The organism is Stappia sp. G46H5W (assembly GCF_058448995.1).
In genome coordinates, this window is record NZ_JBZFLL010000001.1 from 837653 (window position 1) to 852293 (window position 14641).

15 protein-coding genes are annotated in these 14641 nt (G+C 66.3%); 9 read left to right on the plus strand and 6 right to left on the minus strand.

The features are described from left to right. The first annotated feature begins 190 nt into the window (after nt 1–190). Together ACVJ6E_RS03370 and ACVJ6E_RS03375 are read left to right on the plus strand one after the other, a co-directional pair. Nucleotides 191–1156 carry a LysR substrate-binding domain-containing protein gene (locus ACVJ6E_RS03370; RefSeq protein WP_120268906.1) on the plus strand — a complete coding sequence of 322 codons (966 nt, stop codon included), beginning with the start codon at nt 191–193 and terminating at the stop codon, nt 1154–1156. 90 nt (nt 1157–1246) lie between these two features. Continuing rightward, nucleotides 1247–2038, plus strand: coding sequence for a crotonase/enoyl-CoA hydratase family protein (locus ACVJ6E_RS03375; RefSeq protein ID WP_120268905.1), 792 nt, complete (start codon nt 1247–1249; stop codon nt 2036–2038). Here ACVJ6E_RS03375 and ACVJ6E_RS03380 read toward each other — a convergent pair whose 3' ends face one another. Further along, nucleotides 2039–3010 (minus strand): NAD(P)-dependent oxidoreductase, encoded by a 972-nt coding sequence (locus ACVJ6E_RS03380; protein ID WP_491676407.1) that lies wholly within the window; start codon nt 3008–3010, stop codon nt 2039–2041. A 27-nt stretch (nt 3011–3037) separates the two neighbouring features. Here ACVJ6E_RS03380 and ACVJ6E_RS03385 point away from each other — a divergent pair, with 27 nt between their 5' ends. Further along, the gene (locus ACVJ6E_RS03385; protein ID WP_120268903.1) at nt 3038–3919 is read left to right on the plus strand and encodes a LysR substrate-binding domain-containing protein; all 882 of its coding nucleotides are present in this window, start codon (nt 3038–3040) and stop codon (nt 3917–3919) included. A 37-nt stretch (nt 3920–3956) separates the two neighbouring features. Here the strand turns inward: ACVJ6E_RS03385 and ACVJ6E_RS03390 are convergent, their stop codons facing one another. Then, nucleotides 3957–4571 carry a glutathione S-transferase gene (locus tag ACVJ6E_RS03390; RefSeq protein ID WP_120268902.1) on the minus strand — a complete coding sequence of 205 codons (615 nt, stop codon included), beginning with the start codon at nt 4569–4571 and terminating at the stop codon, nt 3957–3959. Between the two features lie 184 nt (nt 4572–4755). On the opposite strand from ACVJ6E_RS03390, the gene ACVJ6E_RS03395 reads away from it, so the two are divergent. Further along, a complete protein-coding gene (locus ACVJ6E_RS03395; RefSeq protein WP_120269265.1) occupies nt 4756–5223 on the plus strand; it encodes an Lrp/AsnC family transcriptional regulator in 468 nt (155 codons plus the stop codon). A gap of 85 nt (nt 5224–5308) precedes the next feature. On the opposite strand, the gene ACVJ6E_RS03400 is transcribed toward ACVJ6E_RS03395, so the two are convergent. Then, nucleotides 5309–6211: a LysR family transcriptional regulator gene (locus ACVJ6E_RS03400; RefSeq protein ID WP_120268901.1), complete on the minus strand. Its 903-nt coding sequence runs from the start codon at nt 6209–6211 to the stop codon at nt 5309–5311. A 112-nt stretch (nt 6212–6323) separates the two neighbouring features. Here ACVJ6E_RS03400 and ACVJ6E_RS03405 point away from each other — a divergent pair, with 112 nt between their 5' ends. The 4 genes from ACVJ6E_RS03405 (at nt 6324) to ACVJ6E_RS03420 (ending at nt 9916) form a co-directional block, all read left to right on the plus strand. Continuing rightward, nucleotides 6324–6941: a glutathione S-transferase gene (locus ACVJ6E_RS03405; protein WP_120268900.1), complete on the plus strand. Its 618-nt coding sequence runs from the start codon at nt 6324–6326 to the stop codon at nt 6939–6941. Nucleotides 6942–6990: 49 nt separating this feature from the next. Continuing rightward, on the plus strand, nt 6991–7971 hold the full coding sequence (locus ACVJ6E_RS03410) for a PNPOx family protein (RefSeq protein ID WP_120268899.1): 981 nt from the start codon (nt 6991–6993) through the stop codon (nt 7969–7971). A gap of 67 nt (nt 7972–8038) precedes the next feature. After that, nucleotides 8039–8524 (plus strand): nuclear transport factor 2 family protein, encoded by a 486-nt coding sequence (locus ACVJ6E_RS03415; RefSeq protein WP_120268898.1) that lies wholly within the window; start codon nt 8039–8041, stop codon nt 8522–8524. A 288-nt stretch (nt 8525–8812) separates the two neighbouring features. Next, complete coding sequence (locus tag ACVJ6E_RS03420) at nt 8813–9916, plus strand: cache domain-containing protein (RefSeq protein WP_120268897.1); 1104 nt, start codon at nt 8813–8815, stop codon at nt 9914–9916. Here the strand turns inward: ACVJ6E_RS03420 and ACVJ6E_RS03425 are convergent, their stop codons facing one another. Together ACVJ6E_RS03425 and ACVJ6E_RS03430 are read right to left on the minus strand one after the other, a co-directional pair. After that, complete coding sequence (locus tag ACVJ6E_RS03425) at nt 9917–11896, minus strand: glycosyltransferase (RefSeq protein WP_120268896.1); 1980 nt, start codon at nt 11894–11896, stop codon at nt 9917–9919. A 1-nt stretch (nt 11897) separates the two neighbouring features. Then, nucleotides 11898–13091: an HlyD family efflux transporter periplasmic adaptor subunit gene (locus tag ACVJ6E_RS03430; RefSeq protein ID WP_120268895.1), complete on the minus strand. Its 1194-nt coding sequence runs from the start codon at nt 13089–13091 to the stop codon at nt 11898–11900. On the opposite strand from ACVJ6E_RS03430, the gene ACVJ6E_RS03435 reads away from it, so the two are divergent. Further along, a complete protein-coding gene (locus ACVJ6E_RS03435) occupies nt 13090–13395 on the plus strand; it encodes a hypothetical protein (RefSeq protein WP_147421859.1) in 306 nt (101 codons plus the stop codon). The genes ACVJ6E_RS03430 and ACVJ6E_RS03435 overlap by 2 nt on opposite strands. Before the next feature lie 117 nt (nt 13396–13512). On the opposite strand, the gene ACVJ6E_RS03440 is transcribed toward ACVJ6E_RS03435, so the two are convergent. Continuing rightward, nucleotides 13513–14640, minus strand: coding sequence for an ABC transporter permease (locus ACVJ6E_RS03440; RefSeq protein ID WP_120268894.1), 1128 nt, complete (start codon nt 14638–14640; stop codon nt 13513–13515). Between the last annotated feature and the right edge of the window lies 1 nt (nt 14641).

Sequence of the window (14641 nt, forward strand, 5' to 3'; positions counted from 1 at the left end):
CGTCGGTCCGCATCGATTTTCGCGAGAATTGAGACGGGTTTTTGCAAAAAACGTCGCAAGTCTCGCAATCGGGGACAAGGCCTTCCGGCCAGCCTGCCGACGCGGTGGGGCGGCCTGCCCAAATTTCCTTTGCCCGGTGCGGTTTTCCGGCATTTAAATGAGAGAAATTCATTTCCAAGGGGAGACGCCCATGGGCCTGCGCCTGCCGCCGCTTGCCTCGCTCCGCCTGTTCGAGGCCGCTGCCCGGCACGCCAGCTTCAAGCAGGCAGCCGAGGAGCTCGGCCTCACCCCGTCCGCCGTCAGCCATGGCATCGACACGCTGGAAACCTGGCTCGGCGCGCCGCTGTTCGACCGGTCGGGACGTTCGGTCGCGCTCACCGCCGCCGGCGAGGACCTGTTGCCTTATGTCAGCGAGGGTCTGTCGATGATCGCCACCGGCGCGCACCGGGTGTCGCCGCTGCTCGGCGCCCGCAGGATCCGCGTCAGCGTCGCCCCGACCTTCGCCCGCCGCTGGCTGGTGCCGCGGCTCGGCCGGTTTCGCGGCCGGCACCCGGAGATCGACCTGCATGTCGACACCAGCCACCGGCAGGCGGTCTTTCCGCTCGACGGCGTCGACCTTGCCATTCGCATGGGCCCCGCGCCCTGGCCGTCGGCGCGCTCCGAGCTGCTGTTCCGCGAGGCGTTGCAGCCGGTGGCGCATCCCGATCTCGCCGCCCGCCTGCCCCAGCGCGAGGGGCGGATCGACTGGGCACGGGCGCCGCTGATCCATGTGGCGACGGTCGAGCACGACTGGGCGGCTTGGTTTGCCGGAGGGGTTTCGGCGGCAACGGACACGCCGCCGCCTGCGGGCCGCGGCCTTCATGTCGACACGGTAGACCTGGCGCTGGAAGCCGCCGCGCAAGGGCTCGGCATCGCCCTTGCCCGCCTGCCGCTTTGCGCCGGTGCGCTCTCTTCCCCCGCGCTCCCTTCCTCTGCTCCTGCTGCCCCCGCTCCGTCTTCTCCCGCCTCCCCCGTCCTCTCGCCGCTGGCCGGCTGCCCGCCCGTGCCCGTGCGCACCGGCTATTGGGCCCTGCTGCCCTCCGGCCACGAGCCGCGCCGCGAGATCGCCGCCTTCCTGCGCTGGCTGAAGGGCGAGGCCGCACCCTTTCTCGAGTGAACTTCAGTCATTTCAAGCAAGCTTTCCTCGTTTGTGTCCGGCGCGCCTGCGGCCCAGCATGGGCGCCACTGGACCGACGAGGAGAACCCCATGTCCGACACCGTGCTGTGCGATATCGACGGCGGCATCGCCACCTTGACCCTGAACCGCCCGGACAAGCTCAACGCGATCAACTACGAGATGGCCGACCGGCTGCTGGAGCGGTTGGAGGAGATCGAGCTCGACACCCGCATCAAGGCGGTGATCCTGACCGGCGCCGGCGAGCGCGCCTTCTCTGCCGGCGGCGACATTCCGCAGTTTCGCGAAAGCGTACGGCTCGGCCCGGCCCGCGCGGTACGCGATTTCGTCCGCCGCGGCCAGGCGATGACCGCCCGCCTCGAAGCTTTCCCCAAGCCGGTGATCGTCGCGGTCAACGGCCTTGCCTATGGCGGTGGCTGCGAGATCACAGAGGCCGCGCACCTGGCCGTCGCCAGCTCCCAGGCCCGTTTCGCCAAGCCGGAAATCGCCATCGGCATCCCGCCGACCTTCGGCGGAACCCAGCGTTTGCCTAGGCTTGCGGGCCGCAAACGCGCGCTGGAGCTGCTCCTGACCGGCGATCCGTTCGGCCCCGGGCAGGCGCTCGAGATGGGGCTGGTCAACGCCGTCGTGCCGCCCGGCGAGGTGATGAGCCGCGCACGCGCCCTCGCCCACCGGATCCTGCGCCACTCGCCGCTGGCGGTGGCCGGCATCATCGCCGCCGTCACCCGCGGCCTCAACATGACCATCGCCGAAGGCCTGCTGGCCGAGGGCGAGCAGTTCGCCCGGATGGCCGCGACGAACGACATTCACGAAGGTCTCGGCGCCTGGGTCGAGCGGCGGGTGCCGGCCTATTCGGGCACCTGATCAGGCGCCTTGCGGCCCGCCGTCGGTGCGGGCCGCGATCGCCTGGACCACGGCGGCCATGTCCTGCTTTCCGAGGCCCAGCCTCTCCGCCTCGTTGAAAAGCGCGTCGGCCGCATCGAGCAAAGGCGCGGCGATCCCGGCGCTGCGCGCAGCCTCGGCGACGAGCCCGCTGTTCATCTTCACGTCAGAGATCGCCGCCTGTACCGAGAAGTCGCCGGCGCACAGCTTGGCGAGCTTGATCCGGGAGACGGCGCTGGCCATCGGCCCTGCATCGAGAACCGCCTGAAAACGTTGCAGATCCACGCCCTGCCGCTCAGCGAAATGAAAGGCCTCGGCAAGGCCGGCGACCATGGTGATCAGGAACAGATTGACCGACAGCTTCATGGTGAGCGCGCCCGGCACGGCGCCGCAGGGGATCGTCTCGCGGCAAACGGGCCGCAAGAGTTCGCGCAGCATCGCAACGTCGTCGTCGCCGCCCGCCAGCATGCCGACCAGCTGCCCCTCCTCCGCCGGCACGCGGGAGCCGGAGACCGGCGCCTCGACATAGCGCCCCCCGGCCGCGCGGATGTCGGCGTCCAGCCCCCGCGACCACTCCGGCGAACTGGTGCCCATCGAAACGATCAGCCGCCCGGCGACGGTGCCGGCAAAGCCTTCCGTGCCCCGGCCGAGCACCGCATCGCTGGCCGCAGCGTTCGCCATCATCAGGATGATCACGTCCGCGTTCCGGAACACGTCGGCGGCGCTCCCCGCCACCCGCGCGCCGGCCTGGCGCAAGGGGGCGCAGCGCTCGGCCGTGCGGTTCCACACCAGCAGATCGACGCCCGCCCGCGCCAGATTGAGCGCCATCGGCTGCCCCATCACGCCAAGACCGACAAACCCGACACGCATCCCGCTCTCCCGTTCGCCTTGCTCGCTTCGCCTTTCAGCATGGCCGAAGCTAGCGTGCTGCGCACCTTTCGAGTATCGGATAATATGGGATCGTCATTTCAGGATTTCGGGATGATTAAGGCCAATCTCGACATGGATGCGCTGCGCAGCATGGTTGCGGGCATCGAGCTCGGCAGCTTCGCGCGGGCTGCCTCTGTGCTGGGCCGCTCGCAATCGGCGATCAGCATGCATCTGAAGAAGCTGGAACAGCAGACCGGGCAGGTCCTGTTCCGGCGCAGCGGCCGCGGCCTGGTGCCGACGGAGGCCGGCGAGACGCTGCTCGCCCATGCGCGGCGGATCCTGGCGCTGAACGATGCGGCGCTGGACCGGCTGGGCGCCGCCGCGTCGCCCGCCGCGATCCGGCTCGGACTGCCGCAGGACTTCTTCGAGGATGTGATGCCGGATACGCTGCAGGCCTTCGCCGGTGGACATCCCGGCACCCATGTGGAGGTGCGCGCAGGCCGCAACCACACGCTGGCGCAGGAGGTGCACGCCGGGCGGCTCGATGCCGCCCTCGCCTTCTTCCCGCAAGGGTCCGAGGGACACGGCGAGAAGATCGCCACGCTGCCGTTAGTATGGATCGGAACGGACGCGAGCCGGGAGACGAAAGACCCGCTGCCGCTCGTGCTGTTCGATCATCCGTGCCTGTTTCGCCAGACGGCGCTGCGCGGCCTCGACCAGGCCGGGCGTTCCTGGCGGCTGGCGCTGACGACGCCGAGCCTTCCGGGATTGTGGGCCGCGATGCGGACCGGCCACGGCATCACGGCGCGCACGCGGCACCGCATTCCGGCGGACCTGCGGGAGATCGACCGTCTGGAACAAGGATTGCCGGACTTGCCGCCGATCGAGGTGAGGCTGCTGAGCGCGGAAGCCCCCTCGCCGGCCGCCGCCGAGCTTTGCGCGATCCTGCGCGAAACGGCAGAGCGGCACATCGCGGGGCACGAAAGCCCATAGCCGCCTGCGCATTACATCGGCAAACGCATCATCTTGCTCAGTCTTGCGTTTTCCCGCTGTAACTCGTCGCCTGCATCGACGGCCGCAGGATAAATTCACCGTACCAGGCCATCAGCCTGGGGTAATTTCCGAAGACAGGCAGTTGACGGAACACGATCCAGTCGAGCGCTGTCGCAAGCGCGATATGTCCAACGGTCACAGGACCTTCCAAGCTGATGGCGCGTTCGATGAACTCGTAAGACTCCACAAGCTTTTCGGCCTGCCCGTCGGCAAACGGAGCGTAGCGGAATGCCTGCGGTCGCCGTTCCTGTTCCCAGCGCAGCAGGATCCCCGCATCGCAGATGCCTTGGGCCAACGCCTGAAGGCGAAGCGCCTCCCAGCGTGCCGGCCCTTGCGAGGGGACAAGCTTCGGCCGGTCGTGCAGCTCATCGAGATATTCACAGATGACCGGAGAATCGAAGAGCGCAGTTCCATCTTCGCAGACGAGAACCGGCACCTTTCCGAGCGGGTTCACCCTGAAGACCTGCTCATTCTGCCGGGTGGGACTGGTTTCGTGATGAACGACGTTCAGTCGGGGCACAAGGCCGACCTCGTGGGCGAAGACCAGGACCTTGCGGGCATAGGGCGAATGCGTCTGATAGAAAAGTTGCAAATCCAATCTCCGGAGAAAGTCGAGGAGATACCGGCGACGGCATCGGGTGCGACGTGACTGCAGTCGCCGAATTGTTCTCCAAGCCGGGCGTTCGCGAACTATATTTTCGCAATCTCAGGAATTTTCCCGATCCTTTGATCAAATGACGCGCATTTCACGCGCATGTTTGGAGATCAACGCGCAAATGCCGCAGACCCTCGATCAACTCGACCGGAGATTACTCGCCCTGCTGCAGGCGAATGCGCGCCTGTCCGCCGACAAGATCGGCGCAGAGATCGGCCTTTCGCCTTCGGCGGTCCAGCGACGCATCGCGCGCCTTCGCGAGAGCGGCGCGATCTCCGCAGAGGTCGCGATTGTCGATCCGGGAACCGCCGGGTACCCGCTGAGCATGATCGTCGATGTCGAGGTCGAGCGCGAACGGCCGGAACTCCTGGCTGCCTTCAAACGCTGGATCATGCGCGAGGGAGCCGTCCAGGAAGCCTGGTACGTCACCGGTGACAGCGATTTCGTGCTCGTGATCGCCGCGCGCGACATCCCAGACTATGACGGCCTCATGCACCGCATGGTCAGCGAGAACGCGAATATCCGCCGCTTTCGCACGCGCGTGGCGCTCGGCACCCTGAAGCGCGGCGCGGCCGTGCCACTGGAGTAACGGACGCGAGCAGCGCGACCTCACGACGGGATGGCAGGGACCGGGCGCGCGGCCCCGGCTTGCCGCACGTCTCCGGCCTTTCCTGTCACCTGGTATTGAGAAGTCGATTGTCCCTGAGGCGCCTTGAGGCAAGCTCCACAAAGGCCTGCACCTTGGCCGTGACCCGGCGCCCCTCCGGATGCACGATGTGGATCGGCAGCGGTTCCTCTTCGCTGTCGCTGAGGACCGGGACCAGCTTTCCTTCGGCCACAAGCGGCGCGACCTGGTAGGACAGCACCCGCGTCAGGCCCCAGCCTCGCATCGCCGCCTCGATCGCCCCTTCATTGGTGTTGCAGACAAGGCGCGGCGAAACGCGGACCGAGGTCTTCTGCTCCTTGCCGAAGCGCCATTCCGGCGAAGTCCAGACGCTGGTCGCCGCCACGATACGATGCCCGGCGAGATCCTCGGGCGTGCGGGGCGTGCCGTGGCGTTCCAGATAATCCGGCGCACCGCAGACGATCCGCCTGACGGTCCCGACCTTGACCGCACTGAGGTTCGACAAGGGCAGCTGTCCGATCCGGACGGCAACGTCGATCCCTTCCTCGACCATGTTGGTGACCCGGTCGAGAAGCAGCGCCCTTGCGGCGACCTCCGGGTGCAGGTCGAGATATTCGGTCAGGATGGGCAAGACGTAGATGCGCCCGAAAAGAACCGAAGCGGACACGGTCAGCGTGCCGGTCGGCTGCGAGAAGGCGCCCGCAGCGGCAGCCTCGGCCTCTTCCAGATCCATCAGGATGCGGCGGCAGTCCTCGATGTAGCGCTGCCCGGACTCCGTCAGCGTCAGCTTCCGGGTGGTCCGGATCAACAGACGCGTGCCGATGGCCTCCTCCAGCCCGGCAATCGCACGCGTAACCGCCGGCGGGCTGATGTTGAGTTCGCGGCCGGCGCGGGCGAGGCTTCCCGTCTCGACGACCTTGGAGAAGACCCTCATCGCCAGAAAACGGTCCATGACGCCCTCACTATTCCTAAAAATGGAATGAACCATTTTTAATTCATCATATTCACGCGAATAGAGAAACAACCAATATCGGGCTCATCCACTTCAGCAGGAAAGCCCAGCCATGAAGCTCTATCATCACCCGCTCTCAGGCCACTCGCACCGCGCGCATCTGTTCTGCTCGCTCCTGGGGCTCGAGGTCGATCTCGTCGAACTCGATCTCGCCAACGGTGCCCACAAGGCCCCGGACTACCTGCAGCTGAACCGTCTGGGACAGGTGCCGCTGCTGGACGACGACGGCACTCTGGTGCCCGATTCCAACGCGATTCTGGTCTATCTGGCGAAGAAGGCGGGCCGGACCGACTGGCTGCCCGAAGATCCGGCGGGGGCTGCAGCCGTGCAGCGGTGGCTGTCGATCGCGGCGGGCCAGATCGCCTTCGGCCCGGCCGCAGCGCGTCTGGTCACGGTGTTCGGTGCCAGGTTCGACGCCGAGGAAGTCATCTCCCGCGCCCACGCGATCCTGAAGGTCCTCGACAGCGAGTTGCAGGATCGCAACTGGCTGGCGGCCTCCCGGCCGACCCTCGCCGACATCGCCCTCTACAGCTACGTGGCACGCGCGCCCGAGGGCAATGTCGACCTTGCCCCCTACGGCCATGTCCTGGCCTGGCTGGAGCGCATCGAGGCGCTTCCCGGTTTCGTGCCGTTCCAGGCAACGCCTGTCGGCCTTGCCGCGGCAAGCTAGCGGACAGGACGCCCCCCCCCCCCCGATGAGAGGACGAGGAACAGTCGCCATGACGAACCACGACGAGACGGCGGTATCCGCCTCGCCCTTTCACGAGGGCGAGCTGGCCCTGCAGCGACAGGCAGGCGCGGCGGAGCGGATGGACGCGCTGGGGCGCCGGGTCGTGCGCCGCTACATGCCCGACCAGCACCGAGCCTTCTTCGAACAGTTGCCGTTCCTGCTGGTCGGCGCCGTCGACCATGCCGGAGACGTCTGGGCCAGCCTGGTGAGCGGACCGGCGGGGTTTGCGACCTCGCCCGATCCGCTCACCCTGCAGGTGCGGGCGGGCATGGACGAAGACGACCCCGCCGCCCTGGGACTGGCGAGCGGCGCCGGTATCGGGCTGCTGGGCGTCGAGCTTCACACACGCCGGCGCAACCGCATGAACGGCCGGCTCGCCAGCGTCGGCCCCGGCGGTTTCACCGTGAGCGTGGAGCACAGTTTCGGCAACTGCCCGAAATACATCCAGCTGCGCGACGTCACCATCGGCCAGGATGCGCCCGGTGTCCGTCCCGAGAGCAGGGAGTTGGACGAACTGGACCGGGCGGCCCGGGAGATGATCGCTCGCGCCGACACGTTCTTCGTCGCCAGCTATGTCGATCTGGAGGACGGGGCGCGGCAGGTGGATGTTTCCCATCGCGGCGGCAAGCCGGGCTTCGTCCATGTGGGCGAGAACGACGTCCTGACCATTCCGGACTTCGCGGGAAACCTGCATTTCAACACGCTCGGCAATATCCTTGCGAACGGCAAGGCGGGGCTCCTGTTTGTCGACTTCGAGACAGGCGACCTGCTGCAGCTGACCGGCGAGGCGCAGGTGATCCCGAAGGAGCCGGCGGGCCGCGCCTTCGAGGGAAGCGAGCGGCGCTGGACATTCCGGCCCCGCCGCGTCGTCCATCGCACCGCCGCAACGACGCTCAGATGGCACAGCCGCGAGGACGGGCTCTCGCCGTTCCTGCGCATGACGGGTTCCTGGGACGAGGCCGGCGCCTGACCGGCGGCGACCCCTCCCCGCGTCCCGAACGTCACACCCTGCGACCTGCACCCGAGGACCACACGACATGTCACAGTCTGCAAAGGCCGAAAGCCGCCCTCCCTTCCCCCCGTTCACCCGTGAGAGCGCCGAGCAGAAGGTGCGCATGGCGGAGAACGCCTGGAACAGCCGCGACCCGGAGCGGGTCGCCCTCGCCTACACGCCGGCGAGCCGATGGCGCAATCGCGCCGAGTTCCCGACGGGCCGGACGGAGATCGCCGCGTTCCTCACCCGCAAGTGGGCCCGCGAATTCGACTATCGCCTCATCAAGGAGCTCTGGGCCTTCACGGAGAACCGGATCGCCGTGCGCTTCGCCTATGAATGGCGCGACGACGCCGGCAACTGGTTCCGCTCCTACGGCAACGAAAACTGGGAGTTCGACGAGCACGGCCTGATGCAGACCCGCATCGCCAGCATCAACGACCTCCCCATCCGGGAAGAGGACCGGAAGTTCCACTGGGCGCCCGGTCCCCGTCCGGAGGACCATCCCGGACTTTCCGATCTCGGGCTCTGACGGCTTCGGCCCGACCGGGGATCGTCCACCGATGAGGATCGCCGGTGGCTTGACTTGGCCGGGCCATCCCCCCAGGCTGTAGACACAGCCGCGCTACAGGCAAAAGTCGTCCTGGAACGCGCATCCTGCAGAACGCGAGCCGTACACGGCAGCGGCACCGTGATCGGAGCCGAACGCGCCGAGGCACTGCCTGCCAGAATGGCAGGACAACGGCAAAAACCTGCTTCGTCCGCCCGACCTTGCGGATGGGCCGACGGCGTCCCGTCTTCCTGAAATCCGGAGGAGACCATGAGCCGACTGCTCTCGCGAGGCAGTTCTCCCTCGCTCTCCCGCGCCCTTTACGGCTTTGTCGTCCTCAACGCCCTTCTGGCTGCGAGCGGTGCCTGGCTCGTCGTCGACCAGCGGCAGGCGGAGCTTCGACAGATCGCACTGGCAGAAGCGGTCAGGACACGGGCACAAGGCATCGAGCTGGATTTCGCCCGTACCCTCCACCATGAATGGAGCAAGGCGCGCACCATCGCGCGGGACATCGCCTCGCGCGATGCCTCCTCGGTCCGCACGTCGCTGGACCTTGTGGTCGGCGACAACTCGCAGGTGTCCTGGGCCGGGATCGCGGCCCTCGACGGCACCGTCACCATCGCCTCGGGCGGACTTCTGGAACAGCAGAACGTCTCCACGCGCCCCTGGTTCCAGCGCGGGCTGACAGACGATTTCGCCGGCGACGTGCACAAGGCGGTCCTGCTGGCCGACCTGCTTCCCTCCACCGAGGGCGAGCGGCGCCAGTTCCTCGATCTGGCAACCCCGATCAAGGACGGCCAGGGCAGCGTGACCGGCGTTCTTGGCCTGCATCTGGACTACGCCTGGGCGCAAACGCATCTGACAGAGACGGCGCGGGCCCTGCAACTCGACGCCTTCATCGTCGACCGCACGGGAACCGTCGTGATGGCAACGACCGATGTCGTGGGGCCGTCTCTGGACCTGCCGAGCATACGGGCGGCCACCGCAGGCGCCGCGCGCGCCGCGCTCGAAACCTGGCCCGACGGCATCTCCTATCAGACCGCGGTGATCCCGCAGGTCGGGTATGCCGACCTACCGTCCTTCGGCTGGAGCCTCGTCGCCCGGATCGACAACAATGCGATGGCCGCAAGTTCCCTCTCCGGCACGCTTCTGCTTTTCCTTGTAGGCTTCGGACTTGTGCTCGCAGGGACGACGGTCCTGTTCGTCCAGATTTTCGTCCGGCCGCTGCAACGCCTTTCCGCCAGTGCCAGCGCCATTCTGGCCGGCGAGGAAACCTATCCGTACGAGGCAACCAGTACGGCCGAAGCGCACACACTGAGCGCGGCCGTCGCCCGCCTGCAGGAGACCGTCCCGGAGAGCCCGGCCGGCAGCTAGCTAGTCGCCGGTGGTGGACGACAGCCGCCGCGCAAGATCGGCGACTAGCCCGCGATACCGCGTCTGCGTGACGCCCGGAGCATCGCCGGAAGCATAGAACCGGCGTAGCAGGGCGTCGTATTGCTGGGGCGTCGGCTCGAGCAGGAGCCGAGCGCCATCGTCGCTGGGCGAGGAAACCACCGCGCGGATCGAACCGACCCCGTCGATCTCGATCTCGACCGGCTCGGTATCCGACAGCTTCGTCCCGCGCACCCGCACAGTGTTCTGCGTAAGCCCGACGATCCAGACCCGCCGGACCTCGTCCCCCATGCGGATCCTTGCCCGTTCCGGCGCCTCGTCCAGGTGGCGCTCCCGCCGGGGCAGCTCGATGCAGGCCAGAACCGTGATCGCGAGCACGACCAGGTTGTAGAAGCTCCAGAACAGGATCACCATCTTGCCCGAGCCGGCGGTGTTGAACGCGAACGTGTCGGACAGGACGCCGATCAGAAGGCCGATCATCGTGAGCGCGTAGAGCGCCACGAAGGGCGCCATGATGTGCCATTGCACCACGACCTGGCTCCGGTCACCGCCCTTGGCGGTCACCGAGAAGGGGTGGCCCTTCGGCTGGACGAGACCGGTCCAGGCCGCGCGCGTGATGGGGATGGCGCCGAGCAACTGGCTGACGTCGTTCACGATCGGCACCACCAGGCCGCCGGAGACGACGTTGAGGCTTATGAGGGTCCAGGCGAAATAGACCCCGAAATAGCTCACCACATCCGCCACGCTGGCATCCACGACGGTAATATTGAAGAACCAGTAGAAGAGCGGATAGACGAACGCAGCCAGCCGGAATGCGAATGTCGCAGTCCAGTAGAGGACGGAATCGACAACGCTCCACCTGTCCCTGAGACGGAGCCTGTTGGGCGCCAGCGGCCCCATCCGGCCGCGCGCGATCTGCATCAGACCGAGGCACCAGCGGCTTCTCTGGGTGATGTATTCCTTCAGCCCCTCCGGCGCGAGGCCCTCGCTGAGGGGCTCGTTGAGATAGACGGTCCGGTGCCCGCGATCCTGCAGCACAAGCGTCAGCAGGAAGTCCTCGGTTATGCTGTCGCTCGGAAAGCCGCCGACCTCCGACAGGGCGCTCCAGCGAACGACCGACGACGTCCCGCAGCAAAAGGCGATCCCCCAGGCGTCGCGGGAGGGTTGCAGATGATCGAAGAAGAAGCGCTGCTCGTCCGGATAGGACCGGCTCAGGCCGAGATTGTGCTGGATCGGATCCGCGTTGAAGAAGTGCTGCGGGGTCTGGACCAGACCGACCGAGCGATCATGAAAGAGAGGCAGCGTTCGCGACAGGAAGTTGCGATGCGGCACGAAGTCGGCGTCGAGTACGGCGATGAAATCCGGCGCCCCTTCCCTCTCGAGCACCCGCAGCGCGTTGTTCATGTTGCCCGCCTTGGCGCCCTTGTTGTCATCGCGCGTGACATAGCGGGCACCGCGCATCTGGCAGAACTCCTTCAGCCAGTCGCGGCGGCCATCGTCCAGAACCAGGATGTCGAAGTTCGGATGGTCGAGCGCCAGCGCGCCGATGATCGTCCTCTCCAGGACATTGCGATCCTCGTTGTAGGTGGCGATCAGCACGGCGACGCGCGGCGGTTTTTCCTCGCCCCACCAGCCGGCATTGTCCGTCGCCTCCTGCTTTCGGTCCCTGGTGCGGGCAAGGATGACGAACGAACTCAACGAGGAAACGGCGGCTGCAGCCTCCAGAGCAAAGAAGGACCAACTGACGATGCAGTCCCAGGTGAGGCCGGCCGGAGCCAGAGTTTCCGTCGCGCGCCACCACAGATACCGGACAGCCAGGACGCCGGCGACCGCGAACAAGAACGAACGATGCCAGGTCGAGCGCCGGGAGAACAGCAAGGGCACGACGGCACCGGCCCCGATGACAAGGACCACGCGCATGAAGCTGGAGCCCGTCTCGCTGAGGTAGACGAACGGAAACATCTCAGTTCCAGAACCCGCGCAGGAAATCCAGCGGGCGTCCTTCGAAGAAGGCGCGGCCGGTGCGCCCGACCGCACAGCCCAACTCCGGATCGCTGCGAAGCGCGGGCAGCAGCAAGGTCACGTCATACCGCTCCAGGTGACGCTCGCTGGGCGCGATCGCCAGGTTGCGATAGATCGTTTGGGCACCCGAGCCCGCCAGCCGCGTCACGGTCCCCTCGAATGCCCGTCCATCGGCATTCACGCGGAACATGGCGGGATCGCCGAGCTGCAGGCCGTTGTAGACGCTTTCCGAAACGCTGAGCGTGACGATGCTCGAGTCGCAATCGATCAGCCGCATGATGTCCTGGCCGCGCTGCACGGTTTCGCCGTCGGACGCCAGAACCTCCCAGATTCTCCCGGACACGTTGGCTGTCAGCTCCGCCGATGTGAGGCGATGGACGCGCAGCCGCTCCGCGGCGGTCCTGCGTTCAAGAGCCTCGGAGCGCGCCAGTTCCGCCTGCAGGTCGGAACTCAGCTCGTTCAACCGCAAGGACAATTCCAGCTGGCGCTGTTCCGAATAGGGAACGTCGCTGTAGCCGTCCCCGAGAAACGTCCCGCGGCGCGCGGAGCTCAGCGCGATCTCGACAGAGTTCGCTTTTTGCCGGGCGCTTTCCAGCTCCTGTTGGGAGACCCGCTGCGCGGCCCGGATCCGCTCGAAGGATGCAGACGTCTCGACCCCGCGCTCCGACAGCTGCTGGGATCGATCGAACGCGGCGCGCGCCTCCTCGACGCGCGCCTGCGCAACCGCGATCTGGGACTGGGCCGAGCGCAACTCCGTCTCGAGCTGCCGCACGCGGTCTTCGCGGTAGTTCTCGGCCCGAAGCTGCAATTGCTCCAATGACCCTTCGATAGCCGCGATCGTCTGCCGGAGATGGGCGATCTCCGCCTTGGTGAAGGCTTCTTCGCGCAAGAGATCGTTGAGGCGGATGCTGTCGACCAGCGGATCCTCGATCGCCCCCAGCGCCTCTCCTTCGGCCACCGAAGCACCGAGCGAGCGTTGATCGAGGCGCAGCGTGCCGGAGATGGGCGTGCGAAGGGTCGTGACGCGGGCATTGATTGCCGCATCCGCACTGACGCCCGCCAGTTGTTCGCCGGCGATCACAAAGACCGCCATGGCAATGATGAGAAATCCGATGATGAGCCGCGTCGGACGCATGAGCGCTCTCGTGCCTCCCCTTTGTGATCGCGCGCAGAAAGCCGGTGTACCGCAAAGACGAACCGACAGCCGTCAACGCGCCCTCTCGCTCTCCCTTCCACCAATCCAAAAAGTGCAAGGTGTCGAGAAAACGGCAGCCCGCCACCGCCGGGAAACATGGTTAACGAAAGGTTTCGCCTGTCCGACCAGCAAGAAAGCCGCGCGTGCACCAAAACTGCAGCAGGCGGCCGACAACGGGAGAGAGAGCGATTTTGGGGAGGGGAATGGCGCTTCCGGAGAGATTTCGCTCTCCAAGTTTCAATAAAATCAATGGACTACGTGGAGATCGAGAGCTGGTTTGCAGGCGCGTTTTGCATCCATTGCCTTGCCGGACAAGAAGACGATGGCCTTGCAGAAAGTACGCAGGAAGATGCGCACTGCGTCAGCGCGCACCGGCCATGGTCTTGCGGAACCGCGACAGGGCGACGACGAAGAAAATCGCGCTCAGGACCGACATGGCGAGGATCGACGGCCATACGGTCATCAGCCCTGCCCCGCGGTAAAGAATAGCCTGGGCAAAGGCAACGAAGTGAGTCGAGGGCGATACCTGCATGATCGCCTGGAGCCATTCGGGCATGCTTTCCATGGGCGTGGTGCTGCCGGAAAGCAGGTTCATGATGACCAGAACCGGCAGTGCGAGAAGGCCGAACTGCGGCATCGAGGTTGTGAAAGTCGCGATCAGGATGCCGAGCCCGGTCACCGAGATCATGTAGATCAGGGCTCCGAAGACGAACAGGGCAATCGACCCGTGGATCGGCACGCCCAGCAGAAGCTGCACCACGAAGACCAGCGACAGAACTGCAGCCACGACGATGGCCAGCCCGTTCGCCCAGATCTTCGCCACCATGATCTCGGACGGTTTCACCGGCATCACCAGAAGGTGCTCGATGGTGCCGTGCTCGCGTTCGCGGATCAGCGCGGCCCCAGTCAGCAGAACCGACAGGATGGTGACGTTGTTGATGACCTGCATCACCGCGTTGAACCAGCTCGAGTCGAGGTTCGGGTTGAACATGGCGCGGACGACGAGGTTGATCGGCAGCGCCGCCGCGTCTTCGTTGCCGCTCAGGAACTTCGCGGTCTCGGCCTGGATGATCGACTGCAGGAACACCGTGCCGTTGCCCGCCTGGGCCATGGCGGTCGCATCGACGTTGAGCTGGATCTCGGACTTGCGCCCGGCCAGCAGATCGGCTTCGAACTCCGGCGGAAAGCGCAGCACGAAAACGAAGGCGCCGCTGTCCATGCTCGCATCGATCCCGTCGGCGGAGATCTCCACCGGGGTGTCGAATTCCGGCGGCAGAATGGCACTGACGATGCGTCCGGACAGGGCGGAGCGGTCCTCGTCGACATAGGCGACGGACGCGTTCTGCACCTCCAGCTTGGCCCCTGTCGCCACGGCATAGATCGCCAGCGTGAAGACATAGACGATCAGCAGCAGCAGGACAGGATCGAAGACGAGGCTTCTGAGTTCCTTGACGCCCAGGCGATAGACATTGGCGAGCCAAAGAAACATC